General features: G+C 77.8%; 1 protein-coding gene and 1 pseudogene. One reads left to right on the forward strand and one right to left on the reverse strand.

The window, feature by feature from the left end; genetic code table 11:
* Positions 1-160 precede the first annotated feature (160 nt).
* Positions 161-352 (forward strand): annotated as a pseudogene (locus KCH_RS31365) (globin family protein); the annotation flags it as partial.
* 47 nt (positions 353-399) lie between these two features.
* Here the strand turns inward: KCH_RS31365 and KCH_RS42895 are convergent.
* Positions 400-604: hypothetical protein (locus tag KCH_RS42895; RefSeq protein ID WP_208866005.1), on the reverse strand; the 205-nt coding region annotated here is incomplete at its 5' end.

Consider the following 604-nt stretch of genomic DNA (forward strand, 5'->3'; position numbering starts at 1 on the left):
GACCAGGGCATTTCGGGTGGCAGCGGGCGGTGTCCGCAGGGTCGAGACCCCCGAGCGGCACCCGGGTGTAAGCAGTGGTACCAACTGTTCTCAGCAGTACGCGGTCCAGGTATTCCCACACCGTAAAATGCGCATCTCAGATGCGAGTTTGGAGCTTCGGATGCTCTCCGAGAAGTCCGCGCAGACCGTGCGTGCCACCCTGCCCGTGGTCGGTGCGGCCATCGAGCAGATCACCGGCTCGTTCTACCACCGGCTCTTCAACGCCCACCCCGAGCTGCTGCGCGACCTGTTCAACCGGGGCAACCAGGCCGACGGCAGCCAGAAGCAGGCACTGGCCGGCTCCATAGCCGCCCCTGGAGACCTGGCCCCAAAGGGGGCCACCACCCAGGGGGGGGGGGACTAGGGGGGGCGGCGCGCGCGCGCGCGCGCGCGCGCGCGCGCGCGCGCGCGCGCGCGCGCGCGCGCGCGCGCGCGCGCGCGCGCGCGCGCGCGCGCGCGCGCGCGCGCGCGCGCGCGCGCGCGCGCGCGCGCGCGCGCGCGCGCGCGCGCGCGCGCGCGCGCGCCGCGCGCGCGCGCGCGCGCGCGCGCGCGCGCGCGCGCGCGC

Source organism: Kitasatospora cheerisanensis KCTC 2395 (assembly GCF_000696185.1).
Taxonomy (GTDB): Bacteria; Actinomycetota; Actinomycetes; order Streptomycetales; family Streptomycetaceae; genus Kitasatospora; species Kitasatospora cheerisanensis.